We start from the raw sequence: 20,371 nt of genomic DNA, 5'->3' as shown, positions 1-20,371 counted from the left end.
CTCTCTCCTAATGCGGCAGCGGGCTTAAGCAGCAGCTTCTTTGCGCGCCAGCAAATACTCATCAATTCGATCTGCCGCATCACGGCCATCACGGATCGCCCAAACCACAAGCGACGCCCCACGGGCGATGTCACCAGCAGCAAACACGCCATCAAGATTGGTCATCATCGTGCGGAAATCGATTTTGACCGTGCCCCAACGTGACACACCAAGTTCCGGCGCATCAAACAGGGTCGGCAGATCTTCGGGCTCGAAGCCAAGTGCCAGGATGACCATGTCGGCATCCATGGTGTAGCTCGATCCTTCGATGACTTCCGGGCTCTGGCGGCCGCCGGCATCGGGGGCACCAAGGCGCATTTTCACGGCGCGAACACCGGTGACCTTGTCATCGCCGACAAAGGCTTCCGGGTTGGTCAGCCAGACAAACTCGACGCCTTCTTCCTCGGCATTGGCAACTTCGCGCTGGGAACCGGGCATGTTGGCACGGTCACGGCGATAGAGACATTTGACCGACTTCGCCCCCTGACGGATCGCGGTACGGACACAGTCCATGGCGGTATCACCACCACCGATCACGACAACATTCTTGTCCTTGGCGTTCAGCGTTCCGTCTTCATATGCCGGAACCTTGTCACCCAGACCATGGCGGTTGGACGTGGTCAGATATTCAAGTGCGGGATAAACATTTCCAAGACCGGCACCCGGCAGTTTCAGTTCGCGGGCCTTGTAAACACCGGTCGCGATCAGAATGCTGTCATGCTTCTTGCGCAGATCATCAAGGGTCGCATCGCGGCCAACCTCGAATTCGGTGTGCATGATAACGCCACCTTCCTCAAGAAGCTTGACCCGGCGCTCGACCACATCTTTTTCAAGCTTGAAGCCCGGAATACCATAAACCAGCAGGCCGCCCATACGGTCATAACGGTCATAGATATGGACTTCATATCCTTTGAGACGCAGCTGCTCGGCAGCCGCCATACCACCCGGGCCACCGCCGATGATACCGACCGACATGCCGTTCTCCTTTGCCGGTTTCGGGGCTTTGACCCAACCGTTCGCAAAGGCGGTATCGGTGATGTATTTCTCGACCGAACCGATGGTGACAGCACCATGGGTTGACTGTTCGATCACGCAATTGCCTTCGCACAGGCGATCCTGCGGGCAGATGCGACCAGTAACTTCGGGCATGTTGTTGGTTGCGGCCGAGATGGCATAAGCCTCCTCAAGGCGACCTTCGGTGGTCAGGCGCAGCCAATCGGGGATGTTGTTATAAAGCGGGCAATGGGCCTGGCAGAACGGCACGCCACACTGGGAACAACGCGACGCCTGATCGGCAGCCTTGTCGTCCTCGAATGCTTCATAGATTTCGTTGAAGTCTGTCCGACGCTCGGACGCCTCTCTTTTGTGCGGATATTTTTGTTCGAGATGAACAAATTTCAGCATCTTTTCTGTCATGACGGCCCTCTGGAAGGGTTTTATGTTGCGGGTTTCGGTCTGTATACGTGCCAAATACGCAAGAATCTAGCACAAAATGCATTATAGGTCAGTTTTACTGACATAAATATCCGCACATTTTTTCGGGTCTTCCAGAAATCACCGCTGATTTGGCCTGTAATAAAGTTTCATTAGTACCAAAATTGAACCATTTATGCATTTCGCCGAATCACGCTAAACTGCTATAAGCGATGAGTTTTTAAAGCGAACAGGCACAGAGGCCGGCGTGACCTTACAGCACATTATTCTTCTGGCAGTCGTCCAGGGGATCACCGAATTTCTTCCCATCAGCTCATCAGGACATCTCATTCTGGCACCGGCCCTGACCGGCAGTCCGGATCAGGGTTTGTTGGTAGATGTTGCGGTTCATGTCGGTACTTTGGCAGCTGTTTTGATCTATTTCTGGCGCGATGTGTCCGCCATGCTCGGCGGATTCGTCCGGCTGTTTACCGGGCGAATCAACGCAGGTGCCCGTCTGGCAATTCACATTGTGCTTGCAACCATCCCGGTCGTCGCGGTCGGTTTCTATCTCAAGGTCTCGGGCATCGAGGAACAATTGCGATCTGTCGAGATCATCGCATGGACCACACTTGGCTTTGGGATCCTGCTCTGGATTGCAGACAAGGTCGGAATGACGATCAATCGGCTGGAACATATGCGCTGGGGCGGCGCACTGTTTATCGGTCTGGCACAGGTATTGGCTCTGATCCCGGGCACCAGCCGGTCGGGCATCACCATGACCGCCGCCCGTTTCATGGGTTACGAGCGCTCCGACGCTGCACAGTTTTCGATGCTGATGTCCATTCCGGTTATTTTGGGTGCGGGTCTTCTGGCCGGTATCGACCTGCATCAGGCCGGGAACATCGCCCTTAACCAGGACGTGCTTCTCGCAGCCGGGCTTTCTTTCCTGACAGCACTTATTGCCATTGCAGTGTTGATGAGCTGGTTGAAGCGTTCAAGCTTCACCCCGTTTGCGATCTATCGCATCCTGCTTGGTGGTGGCCTGCTGATCTGGCTTTACGTTTATGGTGGCGCGCCGCTGCCCTTTATGAGCTGACCGGTTTTGTTATTCCGCCTAGCAGGCACCAAACAGAATGGCACATTCCCCCATCTACCTGCGTCCGCTTGATCCGGTTGCCGATGGCCCGGCATTGCACACCATTTTCGGTGACCCGCAATGCTGCCTTTGGCTTCCGGAACCGGCCTTTGCAGACATTGATGCAACCATTGCAAAACTGACAGACTGGACCACCGGGTTCGAAAAGACATCCTGGGCCATCGCCCTGACACCCGACGGCCCGGCCATCGGGCGAATTTCGCTTTTCAATACCGGCCATGACAAGGATGTCTGGGAAGCTGCCTGTATGGTGTCGCCCGCCACACGGGGACAAAACATCGCTGCGCGTGCGCTATCTGTCGCCATTGAGTATCTTTTTGCCACGACAACAGCACGCCGGATCTATGCCGACATAGACCCGGATAATCATGCATCCGTCAAAACATTTGAAAAACTTGGCTTTACCCGGGAAGGCGTCCTGCGCGGGGAATGGGTTACCCATATCGGCGTCCGGGATTCGGTCATTTACGGCCTGCTCAGAACCGACCCACGTCCATCCATGCCTGACAAACCCGTGCTTGTCGAAACCGGTAAATAGCCACCCTTAATCCTGCCAGACCGGACCACCGGCCAACACCATTTGCGCGCGCGCCGGATCTTCGGGCGCGTAATCGGAATCATCAACAAATCGCATCAGGAACGGCTCATGCGACAGTAGAAATTCAAGTGTGCCAAGCTGCACTTCGTTTGACGTAATCCCGGCACGCAGATCATCTAGCCCCAGCCCGGTTTGCGCAACCAGCCCCTGCAGCAATTCATCATCCCCGGCGATATGTGCAATCGCCCGAATGGCCAGCGTCTCGGCAGCTTCCTTGTTCATTTGTCACCTGTATCTCATCAACATTCAAGAGATGGACGTTTACCCACCAAACCAGGTCGGCAACAGAAAGATCATAGTCAAACGCTGCAATTTTAAGACCTCGAATGTGCATCGTGCAAAAGTGGATTTTGATTGCGACACATGCAGCTCAACCCGCCCCGGATATCACTTGAACCATTTGGCCTTGGACATGGCCCGCCAGATCACCAGGCCAGCAATGACAATCACAGCAGCAGCAACACCACCCAGGCCGTTCCCCGCCATAAGCACCAGCCCCCAAAACCCCACTGTCCCGAACCCGATAGCAAGGCTCAGGAATGCGGACTTGGTCAGGGTATCCTGATTTTTCTGCGCAGCTTCTGCGCGTTTGATTTCATCGACAATCTCGTACCAGGCAAGCTGCTGCCAGCGGGAATATTTTAGCCCCTTTCGCGGACCTTTGCGCAGGAACTCGTCGAGTTGTTTTACGATGTTCGCAGCGCGCTCTTCGGGGGCAACATATTTGCCAATCCGTTCTTTTTTGCGCGGCGCATCATCTTCTTTCTCGATCATGTTCACTCGATCTTTTCCCCTGTGGCCGACAAAGCCAGCCCCTGCCCGAAAACAGACCGTAGCCCCAACCGATTTACATCAGGTAAACCATCGATACACGGGCTTCGAACAAGAAGCGCATCACCATGCATCACATCCCCAAAGACAACGCGCAGCTATGATGCCCTAAAACCTTTTCCAAGATTTTACCGCGCTGTTTTTCCCTCTTTTCAAACACTTCCCGGACAGCAGGATTAAAGACAATCCGCAAGCCCCCGTGTCAGCCCTGTAATTAGCCGACCACCCGCCATACATAAAAACAACAATGCATGAGACCGGGACCTTTGGATGCTGCGTAAATTGAAAATCATCGGATGCCTAATAACGGCAAGCCTTTTCCTGCCCTCTGCCGGGCATGCCAGCGGCGAAACCGGCATCGAGATCGTCGCATCCTGCAGCCCATGGCCGCCATACGTTACCGAAGGCAACAGCCCCGGGGGTATTCTGGTCGATTATGTCGAAGAATTGCTGGCATCCTTCGGATACAAGACCAGGATCGAAATATACCCTTGGAAGCGCGCAATTGATGCGGCACGCAACGGTGATGTCGACGTCATCTTCTGTGCCGAAGCCGGACAGGCGCGACATTATGGTCTTGAATACGAGTTCCCGATTCTGATCAGCGACACGGTACTGCTGTCGCACCGTGATTACCCACTTCCGACGGATCAACTATGGGAACACCGCATCGCTCTGGGTGCGGGATATTGGTATGGCGATGAATTCGAAAACCGCCGCGACGAAGTCGACATCATGGAAGTGGTCGACGATTTTTCGATCCTGCGCATGGTGGCATCAAGGCGCGCCGACGGCGGGCTGATGGAAAAATCTGTGGCCGACGCCCTGATACAGGCGCACCCTGAACTTGGCCGTGTCATTCATATCAGCAACACGCCCGTTGCCACCCAAACGTTCTATTTCGCGACATCACCGGCATCTCGGCTGAACATGGAACACATTCGCCAGCACCTGGCAAAGGCCAAGCCGACACCACTTAAGCAGCAAATCCGGATCGATACGAATTAGAACGGGTGCCGCCGATTGCTGAATTTGGCGGCAGATAAACTGGCCTCAGGCCACGGTCAGTGCTGTCAGGGCAATAACGCCAAATGCGATCAGATGGATCATTTTTCTGTCTCCTGAATTTGCGCAGCGCAAACCACGTCCAATGGCAAACAGGCCAAAGGACAGCGAAAGCAAACGCTAAAATGCAAAACAGGTAATTTAATGGCGCAATCAGGCCGATTTGATGCCCGGCTATCAAAGGCAACCGCTCAGGACAATCAAAAATGGTCGGTAAAAGATGGTGCGGGCGGCCGGACTTGAACCGGCAAAGCCTTTAGGGCCGGCGGATTTTAAGTCCGCTGCGTTTACCAATTTCGCCACGCCCGCATTGCGTGTCGCACCCAGCCTGTAACCGGAAAAAGGGTTCTAGCGCGGCTTTGAAATTGGTGCAACATCCTATTGCCGCTTTATCGCGTCATACAGAAATGATCCCCGATCAACAGCCACCCGATACTGATTACGGCAAAATTGCCCGCCTTACTCCATAATCCCTGCACTTTTGCCCTGCAACATGGCGCCAGATACCAATCAACGCGCTGTATCGCACATGCACCGGCATCTGAAAACTGCCCTCGCGGCCACGGTTTGCATCGCAACCGCTGCGCTGTATTACCACCGCGGGGTTCTCCCAAGAATGATCTCGCTGGCCTTTGCCGGCGACGGCGGAGCGCGCCCTGATTCATTGATTTTGCGAAGCGAAACCTTGAACCGTGCGGATAACCGCCGACGTCATATGAACCGGCTTTATGACAAGATCGACAACGATCTGTATGAAAGCACCATATCGCCGCTGTTGTTTGACGATTTTGTTGACCCGGCCGATGAAACATCCCCGTCGCTGTACCTTGATACAAACACGGACCCGAGCGTTGAAGTCTTTGGCGGTCGCGCAGCACTAACGTCTCTTGCCCGGCGCATCGATTTTGACAGTGCGGCGGGAACCTTCCCCATGCAGTCACGCACCGTGCGCGTCCCCATCAGCATCTGGGTGGTCGGCAACCACACCGATCTTGAAAACCGCATCACCCGGGCCGGATATGATCCGGGATTAAGCGGTGATTCGGTTTCGATTGATAGTGGCGTTGACTATTTGCTTGATGACGGCCTTGTCGTTGGCCTTGGCATTGGCTGGGGCAATACTTTGGGCGAAACAGGCTCACGGCAATTGCGATATCGCGAAAGCAACCTTGCAGTTTCCCCCTATTTCGTCGCCCGCATGACGGACTGGCTTAATCTGCGCGGCAGTCTGAGTTTTGGCAAAAGCATGATCAGCCAATCGGCCATTGCATCCCCGCCAAGCGATGTGCCCTATGCCGAAAGCCTTGAAAGCAACACGTTTTCCAATTCGATCGGGTTTGCCTCGAAATACGATTTTGGCGGCTTGCCGGTAAGCTTGCAGCTTGATGGCGATATGATCACCGCCCATGAATATATCGGCTCTGCGCGGGCGACCGATGGCAGCACCATCACCGCAAAAACCGCGACCACAAGGCTGTTTGATGCAGCACTTGAAGCACGATACGACCTTGATCTTGGCCGTCACAAAATCACGCCCTTTGCCGGTCAGGAAGAAACGATTTCGCTGTTGAACCAGAACTATGGACGCAGCGGATCAACACGTTATTACGGCGGATCGGAATACCGCTATGACCCGCTGAAATTTGATCTTAGCATCACCGGCTTCCGCGAAGTCGCAACCGACAGCGAACCGCTGGAAGGTATTCGGTCCGAAATCGCGCTGACCCGCGACTTGCCCCAAAGCTATGTGACCCTGCAGCCGTTTCTGATGGTTGAAAGTACGAATATGTATCTTGATACGGGCGGCGGCATTACCCAGAACTGGGGCGCAATTCCCGGCCAGTTGAGTTTTGAAGTACGCCGAAAATTCACCTATGAAGTCCGGCACAGCGACTATTCCGGGCTACTTACCATCGATTTTCCGTTCTAGGATGTAACCCAAATCATTGGCGTAGCGCCAATATCACCAAAGACGGCATCTTGCTATTGGCGATCCCCCCTGTGACAGGTAGGGTGCAAACAGAAATACAGAAATAACGCCAATTCCAGCAGGTTTGCGCCATGAACAAGCCAGATCCGGGAAACCGGTCCACGGTGGATACCAAAACCCTGACCCCGCCGGTCTTTGACCGGAATTTTCAAAAACAGTTCATCGATCTGTTGCTGTGGCGGCGTGATGTGCGGCGGTTCCGCACCGACCCGATCCCGCAAGATGATATCAATGACCTGATCAAGGAAGCCTGCCTTGCGCCGTCGGTTGGCAATTGCCAGCCCTGGCGATTTGTAAAGGTCAATGCCCCCGAACGGCGCAAGGCCATTCGCGACAGTTTCGAACGCGCCAACAATGACGCGCTTAATGACTATCATGGTGAACGGGCAAAAATGTATGCATCCCTGAAACTTCAGGGCATGGATCAGGCCCCCGTACAGCTTGCCGTTTTTGCTGACGAAGAAACCGAAGCCGGCATGGGGCTTGGTCGCAAGACCATGCCTGAAATGCTTGATTATTCTGCTGTGGCAGCGGTTCAGCTTTTGTGGCTGGCAGCCCGGGTAAAAGGCATTGGTGTGGGCTGGGTCTCAATCCTTGAGCCCGATGTGGTTGGCAAAACCCTTGAAGTCCCCGATCATTGGCGACTGATTGCCTATTTGTGTATCGGCTATCCGGAAGAAGACCACATCGTCCCCGAACTGGTCCGCGAAGGGTGGCAGGATCGCATTGATCCCGATGCCCTGACCCTTGAACGCTGATAACGCCCGCATCTATTCCCATTGCAAGACACAAGGATACCAGGATGTCCGCCGACAAAACCCAACCAAACACCCCCGAGCAGCCTGAGAAGAAAGGCCTGTCAAACGGTGTCTATTTCAAGATCATGGGCTACTTGCTGACGGCTGGCTGGGTCGGTTTTATTCTGGCTGCATCGGGCGGCGACACCGCTCATCCGCTGTTTGACTATATTTTTGTGGTTCCGTTAGCGGGCTGGATCATCGGGATGATCGTGGCACGCATCATCGTCAAAAAGTCCGGGGCAGACCGCCCGTAAGAAGGCATTTAAACAGGATATTTCACCCCAGATTGCAGCAAAGGCGCCGCTGGTCGGGCGCCTTTTTCTTGTCGATCCCACGGATCATGACCTTTTAACTTGGTTCGCGTAGCCGCTCGGATTTGCGCTGGGCCGCCAAACGAAACCGCCGAAGAGCAGAAAGGAATCATTCAAGGTTTCGCGACAAAGCAGACCGTGCAGATATAAGCTCTGCCGCTCCGATCAAATTATCAGGTCCTGACCTAATCATCATGTCTTTGATTTCGGCATCGTTCATCCCGGTATCGGTCATCATCGGAAAAACCGCCAAGCGTCATAATCCCGATGCCAAGACTGATGCCGCCAAAGGTAACGAACAGTCCAAAAAACAGCAAAAACACAAAAATCGGCGCATCCCGCGATGCCATCGCAAGGCTGTATATGCCACCAATGTCGAAATAAAGAACCAGCCCACCAAACACCAAGGCACCAAACCCGCCATAGGCAGTATGTTCGATCATGAAGCGCACGATCGACCGGGCCTCACGCGCAGCCTTGCTGTTGCGAATATCCTGTTCGGGACTGCGATCGGGGTCGTTGTGATGCTGTTCCATGCCCTGTCCTTTGTTCAAGGTCAGAACCATTCTAGACATCCATCCCGCGCGATGCTTTGACCAAACGCAATTGGTCAAAGCTGACATGACGTAAAGGATCGAGGATTGAAGTCGGGGCTCGGGGCTAGGCGCTGACAGCACCGCTATCTTCGATGACCTCACGCCCGCTTTCGATAATTACAAGACGGATACGCTCGGCTGCGTGATTGACATCATCTGGGCTTTCCCCGCGCACAACCAAAGTCGTGCCAAGTTTCCCTTCGCGCAGGAACGGATAGGACCCGATATCGGTATCCGGGAAATCTCCCTGAATTTCTGCAAGCATCTTGGCGATTGTGCCTTCGGGGATATAACCACCGACAGAGCGCGACACCATCGGCTTGCCACCGACCAGTTGATGTTTGATGCCCTGGAACATGGCCTGCATGATCATCGGCACACCGGCCATGACATAAACATTGTCCATGCGGAAACCCGGCGCCTTTGAAATCGGGTTCTGCACAAGTTCGGCACCGACCGGTACATGCGCCATACGCAGACGCGCCTCGTTCAGGTCTTCGGGGTTTTCATAGTGGCTTTTAAGAAGTTCATGCGCCTCGGCATTCAGTTCGATCGCAACCCCAAACGCCTTGGCAACGCATTCCGATGTAATGTCATCATGGGTCGGCCCGATGCCCCCGGTGGTAAAGACGTAATCAAACTTCGCCCGGCATTCATTGACTGTGGCGATAATGGTGTCTTCGATATCGGGAATCACACGGGCCTCGGCCAGCCGCACGCCGATCTTGTTCAGCTCTTCTGCCAGATAGGGCAGGTTCTTGTCATGGGTACGGCCAGACAGGATTTCATTGCCAATAATAATCAAACAGGCACGGACCGGATCAGACATCACTTCCCCACAACTTCAATATCATTTTCAGACTCTAGACCTTACGCACCTAACAGGCGTCCGGGTCACAGGAAATCGCGCAACATCGCAACCAGCGGCACATCAGCCGGCGGCATCGGATAGTCACCCAAACGCACCGGACGCACCCACTTTACCTGCTGGCCTTCCATCGGGGTAATTTCCCCTTTCCAGACACGGCACAGATAAAGCGGCATCATCAGATGGAAGTCATCATAGGTAAATGAGGCAAAGGTAAAAGGCGCCAAGCAGCTTTCGGTGATATCGATACCAAGCTCTTCCTTCAGCTCGCGCACCAGTGCCATTTCCGGGGTTTCACCGGGTTCGACCTTACCACCCGGAAACTCCCAAAGCCCTGCCATGGATTTGCCTTCGGGGCGCTGTGCAATCAATACGCGATGATCGGCATCCACCAGTGCCACGGCACTGACAAACACTGTTTTCCCGGGTGTTTTACCCTGCCGCAAGTCGACCGACATGCAGCCTTTGTCTGGTTGTTGTATTGTCATGACAATGTTTTATCGCGGCCAATGTGCTTCGCCAAGTGCAGAAAACACTCTGCATCAAACAGATGAACTCAGATCAATGTCTTCTGGCGCAACCCCGTTCAAATAGTGGCCATATGCCGCTTCAAACCCGGCTTCCAACGCAATGGTATAGCTTTTGGTATCAAATAACGGACAGGTTTGAAGCTGCTCCTGAACTTTGACTTTCAAGGCCCGTGCCTTCTCAGGATTCAACGCAAGATCAAGAGCGATTTCCTCGTACTCGGCTTCATCTTTCGCAATCAGCTCTGGCAGGTTTGCTGCTTTGAGAATGCTCGCAGCAACCCTTGCTGCGAACTGTTTGCCCGGCAAAGTCAGAATGGGCAACCCGGCCCACAAAGCGTCGCTTGCCGTCGTGTGGGCGTTAACGTTGAAGGTATCAAGAAACAGGTCAGCATGCGCTTGTCGCGCAAGGTGCTGCTCTTCAGGCACCAAATCAGCAAAGATCAAGCGATCGGGATCAATGCCGGCCAGCTCGGCCTCTTTCCTGAGGTTACTTACAGCGTCTTCACTACCGCCAAGCAACCACAGCACCGATCCATCTACCTTGTCCAGAAGCCGCATCCAAATTTCGAACTCCCGCGGGGAAATCTTGTAGCAGCCATTAAATGCGCAAAAGACAAAGCCACGTTCGGGCAAACCAAGATCCTCGCGCGACTGGTGACTTGGCTCAAACCTGCGATCGGCATCGTTTGGCTGATAACAATGCGGCATGTAGATCAGCTTTTCCGAGTAGGCATCCCTGTATTGATCAGGAATGACCGAACGGTCTGCAATCATATAATCAATAAAGTCGGCCCCCAATGTACCGGGATAGCCAAGATAACTGATCTGAACCGGAGCAATGCGATGTGCAAACAGACGGGTCCGCCCCTGATCGGTGTAACCTTTCAAATCGATGGCAATATCAATCCCTTGCTCGCGCGCGTGCTTGACAATTTCCTCGTCCGCGGCACCGTGAACGTCCCAACATTTTTCGACTTTTTCCTGAAACTGCGCCCGACGCCACCCTTCTTTCACACCGCCATAGCTATAGGCATGAATTTCAAACCTACCTTTGTCGTGGGCACCCAACACCCCCATCATCAGCGACATGGTGGCGTGATTATGGAAATCAGCTGAAAAATAACCGATCTTCAACTTCTTTGGACGTGCTGAAGGAGGCAGGAACGCCGGAAACCGGGTTGGAACCTGCAACTCGCGTGCACGCACCTCGGAACGCTTGCGTTGTGCGAACGGGTCATCCTCATACGGTAACATTGAAAACGGCGACATAGAGTTGCCCGGCTCGCCAACTGGGCTGGTGTCTGGCAATTCAATAGCAACTTCTGACCAGTCGCACAGCTTTGCCCGGATATAGAAATACTCGCCAAAAGCCGCGAAGTTTTTGGGTTGAAGCTGCAAGGCTTTTTCATATGCTTTCTTCGCCAAATCCAACTTGGACCTGTGATAGAAGACAATAGCAAGATTGCTATATGCATTTGGCAGGTTCGGCGCATATTTGATCGCACGCGCACAAAACTGCTCCGCCTCTTCAAGGCGGCCCATTGAAATCAATATCCCGCCAATGCTGTTGTAAAACCCGCCATTTTCCGGCTCCAGAAAACTTGCGTTTTGAAATGCAACCAACGCCTGGTCCAGCCGGTTCTGAGCATGAAACAGAGTTCCGATATTTGTCCATGCCGGGATCAGCTTCTTGTCGATTTCAAGCGCCTTGCGCAAACAGCGCTCCGCTTCGACCAGATTTTGACTTCGGAAATACGCTGCCCCCAGAAAATTCCAGGCCTCCGCACTTTCCGGAACTTCAGTAACAATCCGTTCCGCAATAGCGATCCCTTTTGCGAAATCCCCCCGATCAAACAGCGCCTTGGCAGTCTGATAGGATTCTTGGGCAGCACTCATGCTTGCGGATTTGGTTCGGCGTAGTAGCTCGTCGCGTGCAGCCTTCGCGCGACTATTCTTCGGAAATTTCTGCAAGAACTCCTCGTAAAGCTTGATCGCTTCACCGATCCGGCCGTCGGCTTCCAGTTTTTTGGCCCGCCTGGAGACCTGATCGAATGAGGACACCTTGCTTCCTTTCCAATGCTTGTGCTGTCGCGAGAAATTTTAAATCACCAGATTCAAAGCAGCAACACGCCTGGAAAATAAAAATAAATCCAATTACCTAGGCAATTCTAAACAGGACAAAATTCTTAGCTATCTTCACAGAAACAAAAAAACGCGCATTCCGAAGAATGCGCGTTTTGTGATCGATATTACCAGATAGCAATCAGGCAAGCTGACCATGACAATGTTTGTATTTCTTGCCTGAACCGCACGGGCAGGCCTGATTGCGGGCGACACGTCCCCAGGTGGACGGATCGTTCGGGTTCACGGTGCCCGATGCCTGACGTGACTGAACAGTTGCGCTGTCCGATCCCTGTTCGCTGCCTTCAAGTTCGTCGCGGTTTTCGTGCATTTCCTGCTGCGGACGACGGGCTTCAAGGTCTTCGGGGCGCGGTGCGGATTGCAGTTCAACATGTGACAGCATCTGGGTCACACGTTCGCGCAGATTGGCCAGCATCCCTTCAAACATGTTGAATGCTTCACGCTTGAATTCATTCAGCGGATCGCGCTGTCCATAGGCCCGAAGCCCAATGCCCTGACGCAGATGATCAAGCGCCAGAAGGTGCTCTTTCCACGACTGATCGAGCAGCTGAAGAACAAGGCTTTTCTCGACCTGACGCATGATGTCCGCGCCGTAATTCGCAACCTTGGCAGCCATTTTTTCAGATGCTGCCTTTTCGATGCGTTCACGCATGACTTCCTGATCGATGCCTTCTTCCTTGACCCATTCCGAAATCGGAAGATCAAGGCCCAGAAGTCTCGTGGTTTCCTCATGCAGGCTCGCGACTTCCCACTGTTCCGGGTAAACCTTTGCCGGGCAGTATTTCTCGACAAGTTCTTCGATCACTTCGGCACGCATGTCGGCCACGTCTTCGGCGACATGCTTGGCCTGCATCAGATCACGGCGCTGCTCATAAACGACCTTACGCTGGTCATTCATGACATCGTCAAATTTCAGAACGTTCTTACGAATGTCGAAGTTACGTGCTTCAACTTTCTGCTGGGCCTTTTCAAGCGCCTTGTTGATCCACGGATGGTAGATCGCCTCGCCTTCCTGAAGCCCCAGTTTCTGAAGCATCCCGTCCATGCGCTCGGACCCGAAAATACGCATCAGATCATCTTCAAGCGACAGATAGAATTTCGAACCGCCCGGGTCACCCTGACGACCGGAACGACCACGCAGCTGGTTGTCCACGCGGCGTGATTCATGACGTTCGGTACCAATCACAAACAGACCACCGGCAGCCAGAACCTTTTCCTGATCGGCTTTGACTTCGGCTTTGATTTTTTCAATTGCAGCCGCGCGCTTGGCCTCGTCAGTAACGTCAGCCAGTTCATGTTCGACACGCATCTCGACGTTACCGCCAAGTTTGATGTCCGTACCACGACCGGCCATGTTGGTGGCGATCGTAATCGCGCCGGGCGCACCGGCCTGGGCAACGATCAATGCTTCGCGTTCATGCTGCTTGGCATTGAGAACTTCGTGCGGAATTTTCTTCTGCTTAAGAAGGTCAGACAGAATTTCCGATTTTTCGATCGAGACAGTCCCAACCAGTGCCGGCTGACCGCGTTCGTGGCAATCTGCAAGCTGTTCGGCAATTGCCACCCATTTTTCCTTGGCCGTGCGATAGATCTCGTCATCGGCATCCTTACGGGCAATCGGGCGATGGGTCGGGATTTCGACAACCTGCAGACCATAGATTTCTTCGAATTCCTCGGCCTCGGTCATTGCCGTACCGGTCATGCCTGCCAGGGTCGGATACAGACGGAAATAGTTCTGGAACGTGATCGATGCCAGCGTCTGGTTCTCGTTCTGGATTTTGACCTTTTCCTTGGCTTCAAGCGCCTGATGCAGGCCATCGGAATAACGGCGGCCTTCCATCATACGACCGGTAAATTCGTCAATGATGACGACCTTGTCGTCCTTGACGATGTAATCGGTGTCCTTCTGGAACAGCTTGTGCGCACGAAGGGCCTGGTTGACGTGATGGACCAGATGAACGTTGGCAACGTCATAAAGCGTGCCTTCGGTCAGGATGCCCATTTCCATCAAAAGCTGTTCGGCGTGCTCGGTCCCGTCTTCGGTCAGGGTAACAGCACGGGCTTTTTCGTCTTTTTCGAAATCATCTTCGGTCAGTTTCGGGATCAGGACATCGATCGCACGATACAGTTCCGAGCTGTCTTCGGCCGGGCCGGAAATAATCAGCGGGGTACGGGCTTCGTCAATCAGGATCGAGTCGACTTCATCGACGATCGCAAAGTTGAACGGGCGCTGTACCATGTCTTCAAGGCGGAACTTCATGTTATCGCGCAGATAATCAAAGCCCAGCTCGTTGTTGGTCGCATAGGTGATGTCACACGCATATGCCTCGCGGCGCTGATCATCGGTCATGCCATGCATGATCACGCCAACCGAAAGACCAAGGAAGCCATACACTTCACCCATCCATTCCGCATCGCGGCGGGCCAGATAGTCGTTGACGGTCACCACATGAACGCCCTTGCCTTCAAGCGCATTCAAATAAACCGGCAAGGTTGAAACAAGCGTTTTACCTTCACCGGTTTTCATTTCGGCAATCTTGCCCTGGCACAGAACCATGCCGCCAAGCAGCTGGACATCGTAATGCCGTTCGCCGCGAACACGTTTGGATGCCTCGCGGATAGTCGCGAATGTATCTGGCAGAATATCGGTAAGAGTCTCGCCGTTTTTCAGACGTTCGCGCAGCCAGTCCGTGCGGGCGCGCAGTTCGTCGTCACTAAGCTTCTCGACTTCGGGTTCCAGGGCATTGATTTGCTCGACCGTGGCCCGCAGGGCTTTGACTTCACGATCGTTAGCTGAACCGAAAATTTTCCGGGCAATGGCGCCGAGCATTAATACGTTCCTGAACAAATGAATAAAGACACGATTAGGCAACGGCAGAAAGCCGAGCCCGATCACAGATAGAACCCTGCCTGCCATCTGTCAACGGAACGAACCAATATCGCTAATGTTGGGCCGAAAATAGGCACCGATCGAACCACCGTTTCACGCCCAACCACCATGCCAGGGAGAGTTGGCTTTGTCCCTGATCGCTTCTGGCTTGAGAAATGCACAAAAAAACCGTATTATTTGGTCCACAGTTTTAAACTTCAAAGAGCATGTAGCTCAGTTCCGGCAATCAAAAAGGGTTTTGCCCCGATGCCTGAACGCATCCTCAGGAGGAGGAAATGGTAGATTTCTCCGCGCTTAATCCGTTCCGTCAGGGCCAATCCAGCCTGCAGGACGCGCGTCAGGCCATTGCAAAGCCCGGCACAGAAAACGGTCAGGACTCCGCACAGGCGAATGCCAATGCGCGCAGCCGTATGGACCCGGTTGCCCTGTCTGATGATGCGCTGGCCGCTCATAATGAAAGCCAGCAGCTTGCACCGGCCAATGGCAAAGCCCTTTCAAACAAACCGCTGACGACCGAAGAATTGTTTGAGCGCGCCCTTGATGCGTCGCTTGACATGATCCGCGGCAGTGTCCAGGAAATGTTTGCCCTGTCCGGGATGAGCCAGGAAGACGCAATTGCCGCAACCGATGCCATGTTTGACGGCATTCGCGATGCAGCAAAGGGTCAGGATCAGTTTGAATTTTCCTTTGACCAGGCCATTGCAAGTCACAGCAAGACAGCGATTTCATATGCTGGCGCGAATGGTGCCGCTGTTGGCGTTTCCGAAACAGCCATGATGGCCGTCCAATCGCTTGATATCAGCATCAATAACGATACCGGCGAATTCTCGTTCAATTATCAGGCCGCCAAAATCGAGGTTGTCCGTACCGAAGCCGTTGCCATCGGCAACAGCATGGGCGCAGCACTGGGTGCGCTTGGCACGGTAATGGACGGCCTTGGCGGCGGTTCCCTTGTTGATATGCTGGGCAACCCGGCCAATGCCGAAGATGGCGGATTGCTGTTTGATATGAATGATAACGGAGTCGCCGAGTTCATCCGCGAATTGATGAATGCAACAGTCGGTTCGGATGATAGCAAATCTGGCGACGGCGACGGCGAAGACGCATCCGCAACCCCGGCGACCGGCCAGTCGATTGCAGCAGAACGTATGGCTGCACTCAATGCCCAGATCACCGAACAGTTCATGGAACAGGCGACATTGATCGTCCGTGGCATCAGCCAGTCCGCACCGCAAGAAGGTGCTGACAACAATCAGTTGAAACTTACCGTCGACATGTTGATGCCGATGGGACGTTTTGGTCAGGATGGCGGTGATGCAACCTTCACCTTCCCGGCCGGCGAAACCGTACCGGTGATCGACCCGTCACAGGAACAAGATGTTCTGATTTAACTGCCAACGGGATGCCCTGTGGCACCCCGCAGCCCTTCAGGAAGGAGGCGCTGAATGTTTGACCATACCAGCCTGACAAATTCGACGGCCCATCAAAATGCCGCCACGGCAACATTGTCGCAGGCCGCATCACAAAGTGCGCTCAGCGTAACCGCAAAGTCCGGCGATAATGACGCAGCTGACGGGGAGCTTGCCCGTCAGCGCGCGATCGTCGATCAGATTGATCTCAGCATCGAAGCAAACCAGCGTATCGAACAAACGCTTGGCCAATTGCAGCGCCCGGTTTTCGAAGTTCAGACCAACGCCCTTGATGTGGTCAATGCCATCAAACCGGCAATGGACGAAGCCCAGACGCGAATGAACCGAGAAGCTTTCATTGTGCTGGCAATGATGGGCATTCCCCCGGCCAAGGCACGCGCCATGGCCAATGCCATGACCGGTGGCGCCCCCGAAGATATGGCCGTTTCCGGTGCAAACGGTTCCGGTCGGGCAATTTCGGCACAGGAACTGTCACTGAACATCAGCAACGGCGCAAGCCAGATTAATCTGGGCGCCCTATCCGTTTCATCCCAACGGGTTGAAATCGATATCAGTGCCTTTGAAGCGAAATTTTCACGCATCGGTGGTCAGGCAAATGTCTCGATCTCGGAATTCAAGGCACATATCGAAATGGTGCGGATCGAAATTGCCCAGATATTCCAGCAAGACCCCCTGATCCTTGACCTTGATGGCAACGGCATAGACATCACAAGCCTCAAGGACGGGCAGCTGTTTGACATCGATGGCGATGGCACACTTGACCAGACCGCCTGGATAAAGGGTGCAGATGCCCTTTTGGCACTTGACCGCAATGGTGACGGTGAAATCAACGATGGTCGCGAATTGTTTGGTGACCAGCACGGCGCCAAGGACGGCTTCGCGGAACTGTCGAAATTTGACGACAATCTTGATGGCCTGATTGACCAGCAGGACGGCGTATTTTCATCCCTGGTCTTGCTGCGCGCGGATGGCAGTCAGCAAGGCCTGACCGATGCCGGCATCAAATCCATTTCGCTTGCCATGGTAACCCCGATCGATAAACGCCTGATCGGCGGTGATCTGGTGGCACAGTCGCAGTTTGAACGCGATGACGGATCAACAGGTCAGGTCGGCGAAGTCTTTTTTGACGTGAAAGCCTGATCAGCCCCACCCCAAATTTCACAAATCGGTCATTCACCGGATTTGACATGCCCGCGTCATTGAAACGGATTTTGATGACGCGGATGACCGCGGGCATTTTCACAGTTATTTGGCGCGCAAAGTCATATTTTTACTCTCGCATGTAAGGGTTTCACATTTTGGACAGATTGCTTTGCGAAAAAGCCCGACTTCCACGGCGAAGCCTTGTGCATGACCCGCTTATGTGATTTACCCGTGGAGAGAGGCACTGGGCTGAAAGCCCGCGAAATCAAAGTCTGGAGAAACTATGCTGCGCAATACCCTTCTTGCCGCGTCGCTGGCATCCGTCATTTTTGCATCCCCTGTTCTGGCACAGGATGCTGCACCGGCCGAAGACCCGGTTCTGGCAACGGTGAACGGCGAAGAAATTCTGGAATCTGAAGTCCGTGCAACCCAACAGGGCCTGCCGCAACAGTATCGCCAGCTGCCGTTCGAAATGCTCAAGGCCGATCTGCTGACCCGCGAAATCAACCAGCGCCTGCTGATGATTGCCGGTAGCGACGCCGGTCTTGCGGATGACGAGGAAGTCAAGGAACGCGTCGAAGCGCTTGAGCGCCGCGTGATTGCCGAAACCTATCTTGACCGTGCGCTTGACGATGCCGTCACCGAAGACGCGATCAAGGCAAAATATGATGAGTTCGTAGCAAACAACGAACCCGAACCGCAGGTTCATGCCCGTCATATCCTTCTTGAAAACGAAGAAGACGCCAAAGCAGTCATCGCCGAACTTGATGATGGTGCGGACTTCGTAGAACTCGCCAAGGAAAAGTCGACCGGCCCGTCTGCCCCGAATGGTGGCGATCTTGGCTTCTTTAACCGTGCTGACATGGTTGCCCCGTTTGCCGAAGCAGCCTTTGCAATGGAAGCCGGCACCTATTCCAAAGAACCGGTTCAGACCCAGTTCGGCTGGCACGTGATCAAGGTTGAAGAAAAGAAAGAAGGCACCCAGCCTTCGCTTGACGAAGTTCGTCAGCAACTGACTGCCGAAGTCACCCGCGATGCCATCAACACCATTGTTGAAGGCCTGCGCGAAAAAGCCGACATCGTGAACAATGTCGAAAAAGCAGCAGAAGAAGCTGCCAAGGACGCACCGGCAGAAGACAAGAAGAACTAATCAGCCCGGCTCATACCGACTGATCTTGAATTCACTTGAACCAAACGGGGTGCGGCCACTGGCTTCACCCCGTTTGTGTTGCCGATCACTGATCTGAATAAATGCATTCTGCTGCTTGCTTTTCGTCACCGTTGCGGCAGGATGAACCAAACTTGTCCATTTAAGGAAATTGCACTGATGGTAGCGACCTCGCTTTCACCGCTTGCCCCCGCAGGGTTCCCTGAACTCCCGGCTATTGCCGGTGTCAAACTGCATACGGCCACCCTTGGCATTCGATACAAGGGCCGCCCGGATGTTCTGTTTGCCGAACTTGAACCGGGCACCCAGGTTGCCGGTGTCTTCACGACATCGACCACCGCATCTGCGGCTGTTCGTTGGGGCCGCGAAGCACTTAAAGGCGGGACCGCACGTGCATTTTTTGTCAATGCGGGCAACTCGGTCGCCTTTACCGGCAAGGCCGGCGAAAAGTTCGTCGCAGACAAGGTTGAAAGCGCTGCCAAGGCCCTTGGCTGTGCGAAAAATGAAATCTTCACCGCGTCGACCGGGGTCATTGGCGAGCCGACCACCGCAACCCGCATTACCGATGCGCTGGACGATATTCTTGCCAATGATGCAGGCTGGCTTGATGCCGCCAAGGCCATCATGACCACCGACACCTTCCCCAAAGGGGCGTCGGCGACCGCCACCATCAATGGCACCAAAGTCACCATTGCCGGCATTGCCAAGGGATCAGGCATGATTGAACCGAACATGGCCACCATGCTCGGCTTTGTCTTCACCGATGCGGCCCTTCCGCACAGTGCCCTTCAGGCATTGCTGTCGGACTGCAACAATCGCAGCTTCAACGCGATTACGGTGGATAGTGACACCTCCACGTCTGACACCTTGCTGCTTGCCGCTACCGGCAAGGCTGGCAATGACACCGTGTCTGATGCCAATGACCCGGCTATCGCCGAATTCAAGGATGCTCTTGAAGGTGTTCTTCGTGATCTTGCCCATCAGATCGTTCGCGACGGCGAAGGTGCATCGAAATTCATCACGGTCAACGTCACCGGCGCAGTGAATGAAAAAGAAGCCAAAATTGCTGCCAAGGCGATTGCCAATTCCCCACTGGTCAAAACCGCAATTGCCGGTGAAGACGCCAACTGGGGCCGTATCGTCATGGCTGTTGGCAAATGCGGTGTGACCGCGGATCCGAACAAACTGACCGTTTCCATTGGCGGCATTGAACTTGCCAAAAACGGCGAACGGGTCGCCGATTATGACGAAGGCCCGGTCGAAGCCCATATCAAGGGCCAGTATATCGACATTGCAGCGGATCTTGGCTTTGGCGATGGTGCGGCCACGGTATGGACCTGTGACCTGACCCATGGCTATATCTCGATCAATGCGGATTACCGCAGCTGATCGACGATC

The 20,371-nt window shown here is 54.0% G+C and carries 18 protein-coding genes and 1 tRNA gene; 10 read left to right on the top strand and 9 right to left on the bottom strand.

The annotated features are described in order from the left end of the window. Positions 1-24: 24 nt before the first annotated feature. Entirely contained in the window at positions 25-1,455 is a 1,431-nt protein-coding gene (locus SIB88_RS04075; protein WP_101245336.1) for an NAD(P)-dependent oxidoreductase, read from the bottom strand. A 265-nt stretch (positions 1,456-1,720) separates the two neighbouring features. On the opposite strand from SIB88_RS04075, the gene SIB88_RS04070 reads away from it, so the two are divergent. Together SIB88_RS04070 and SIB88_RS04065 are read left to right on the top strand one after the other, a co-directional pair. Beyond that, entirely contained in the window at positions 1,721-2,551 is an 831-nt protein-coding gene (locus SIB88_RS04070; protein WP_412557420.1) for an undecaprenyl-diphosphate phosphatase, read from the top strand. Positions 2,552-2,588: 37 nt separating this feature from the next. Continuing rightward, on the top strand, positions 2,589-3,149 hold the full coding sequence (locus SIB88_RS04065; protein ID WP_412557419.1) for a GNAT family N-acetyltransferase: 561 nt from the start codon (positions 2,589-2,591) through the stop codon (positions 3,147-3,149). A 6-nt stretch (positions 3,150-3,155) separates the two neighbouring features. Here SIB88_RS04065 and SIB88_RS04060 read toward each other — a convergent pair whose 3' ends face one another. Both SIB88_RS04060 and SIB88_RS04055 read right to left on the bottom strand, forming a co-directional pair. Continuing rightward, positions 3,156-3,431, bottom strand: a complete 276-nt coding sequence (locus SIB88_RS04060) for a DUF3572 domain-containing protein (RefSeq protein WP_412557418.1) — start codon at positions 3,429-3,431, stop codon at positions 3,156-3,158. A gap of 165 nt (positions 3,432-3,596) precedes the next feature. Then, entirely contained in the window at positions 3,597-3,983 is a 387-nt protein-coding gene (locus SIB88_RS04055; RefSeq protein ID WP_228195133.1) for a hypothetical protein, read from the bottom strand. A 327-nt stretch (positions 3,984-4,310) separates the two neighbouring features. Between SIB88_RS04055 and SIB88_RS04050 the strand changes: the two genes are divergently transcribed. Beyond that, positions 4,311-5,048 carry a substrate-binding periplasmic protein gene (locus SIB88_RS04050; protein ID WP_412557417.1) on the top strand — a complete coding sequence of 246 codons (738 nt, stop codon included), beginning with the start codon at positions 4,311-4,313 and terminating at the stop codon, positions 5,046-5,048. A 278-nt stretch (positions 5,049-5,326) separates the two neighbouring features. Here the strand turns inward: SIB88_RS04050 and SIB88_RS04045 are convergent. After that, positions 5,327-5,414: transfer RNA gene (locus SIB88_RS04045), tRNA-Leu, on the bottom strand. Positions 5,415-5,721: 307 nt separating this feature from the next. On the opposite strand from SIB88_RS04045, the gene SIB88_RS04040 reads away from it, so the two are divergent. The 3 genes from SIB88_RS04040 to SIB88_RS04030 all read left to right on the top strand — a co-directional run bounded on the left by SIB88_RS04040 (position 5,722) and on the right by SIB88_RS04030 (position 8,149). Further along, the gene (locus SIB88_RS04040; protein ID WP_228194632.1) at positions 5,722-7,035 is read left to right on the top strand and encodes an autotransporter domain-containing protein; all 1,314 of its coding nucleotides are present in this window, start codon (positions 5,722-5,724) and stop codon (positions 7,033-7,035) included. A 131-nt stretch (positions 7,036-7,166) separates the two neighbouring features. Then, on the top strand, positions 7,167-7,853 hold the full coding sequence (bluB, locus tag SIB88_RS04035; RefSeq protein ID WP_101245330.1) for a 5,6-dimethylbenzimidazole synthase: 687 nt from the start codon (positions 7,167-7,169) through the stop codon (positions 7,851-7,853). A 44-nt stretch (positions 7,854-7,897) separates the two neighbouring features. After that, on the top strand, positions 7,898-8,149 hold the full coding sequence (locus SIB88_RS04030) for a hypothetical protein (RefSeq protein WP_101245329.1): 252 nt from the start codon (positions 7,898-7,900) through the stop codon (positions 8,147-8,149). A 242-nt stretch (positions 8,150-8,391) separates the two neighbouring features. On the opposite strand, the gene SIB88_RS04025 is transcribed toward SIB88_RS04030, so the two are convergent. The 5 genes from SIB88_RS04025 to secA all read right to left on the bottom strand — a co-directional run bounded on the left by SIB88_RS04025 (position 8,392) and on the right by secA (position 15,172). After that, positions 8,392-8,742 carry a hypothetical protein gene (locus tag SIB88_RS04025; RefSeq protein WP_412557416.1) on the bottom strand — a complete coding sequence of 117 codons (351 nt, stop codon included), beginning with the start codon at positions 8,740-8,742 and terminating at the stop codon, positions 8,392-8,394. Positions 8,743-8,866: 124 nt separating this feature from the next. Beyond that, a complete protein-coding gene (locus SIB88_RS04020) occupies positions 8,867-9,631 on the bottom strand; it encodes a competence/damage-inducible protein A (RefSeq protein WP_412557415.1) in 765 nt (254 codons plus the stop codon). 65 nt (positions 9,632-9,696) lie between these two features. Beyond that, positions 9,697-10,128: an 8-oxo-dGTP diphosphatase MutT gene (mutT, locus tag SIB88_RS04015; protein WP_114112799.1), complete on the bottom strand. Its 432-nt coding sequence runs from the start codon at positions 10,126-10,128 to the stop codon at positions 9,697-9,699. Positions 10,129-10,212: 84 nt separating this feature from the next. Then, on the bottom strand, positions 10,213-12,261 hold the full coding sequence (locus SIB88_RS04010; protein WP_412557414.1) for a tetratricopeptide repeat protein: 2,049 nt from the start codon (positions 12,259-12,261) through the stop codon (positions 10,213-10,215). A 202-nt stretch (positions 12,262-12,463) separates the two neighbouring features. Next, positions 12,464-15,172: a preprotein translocase subunit SecA gene (gene secA, locus SIB88_RS04005; protein ID WP_287464370.1), complete on the bottom strand. Its 2,709-nt coding sequence runs from the start codon at positions 15,170-15,172 to the stop codon at positions 12,464-12,466. A 335-nt stretch (positions 15,173-15,507) separates the two neighbouring features. Between secA and SIB88_RS04000 the strand changes: the two genes are divergently transcribed. From SIB88_RS04000 to argJ, 4 genes are all read left to right on the top strand, one after another. Further along, positions 15,508-16,623: a hypothetical protein gene (locus SIB88_RS04000; RefSeq protein ID WP_412557413.1), complete on the top strand. Its 1,116-nt coding sequence runs from the start codon at positions 15,508-15,510 to the stop codon at positions 16,621-16,623. Between the two features lie 54 nt (positions 16,624-16,677). Further along, positions 16,678-17,802: a hypothetical protein gene (locus SIB88_RS03995; protein ID WP_412557412.1), complete on the top strand. Its 1,125-nt coding sequence runs from the start codon at positions 16,678-16,680 to the stop codon at positions 17,800-17,802. 286 nt (positions 17,803-18,088) lie between these two features. Continuing rightward, positions 18,089-18,955: a peptidylprolyl isomerase gene (locus SIB88_RS03990; RefSeq protein ID WP_101245322.1), complete on the top strand. Its 867-nt coding sequence runs from the start codon at positions 18,089-18,091 to the stop codon at positions 18,953-18,955. A 177-nt stretch (positions 18,956-19,132) separates the two neighbouring features. After that, on the top strand, positions 19,133-20,362 hold the full coding sequence (gene argJ, locus SIB88_RS03985) for a bifunctional glutamate N-acetyltransferase/amino-acid acetyltransferase ArgJ (protein ID WP_412557411.1): 1,230 nt from the start codon (positions 19,133-19,135) through the stop codon (positions 20,360-20,362). Positions 20,363-20,371 lie beyond the last annotated feature (9 nt).

The sequence above is a fragment of the Thalassospira sp. MIT121401 genome, from assembly GCF_047125595.1.
Lineage (GTDB): Bacteria > Pseudomonadota > Alphaproteobacteria > Rhodospirillales > Thalassospiraceae > Thalassospira > Thalassospira povalilytica.
This window is presented reverse-complemented; position numbering and strand designations above follow the sequence as displayed.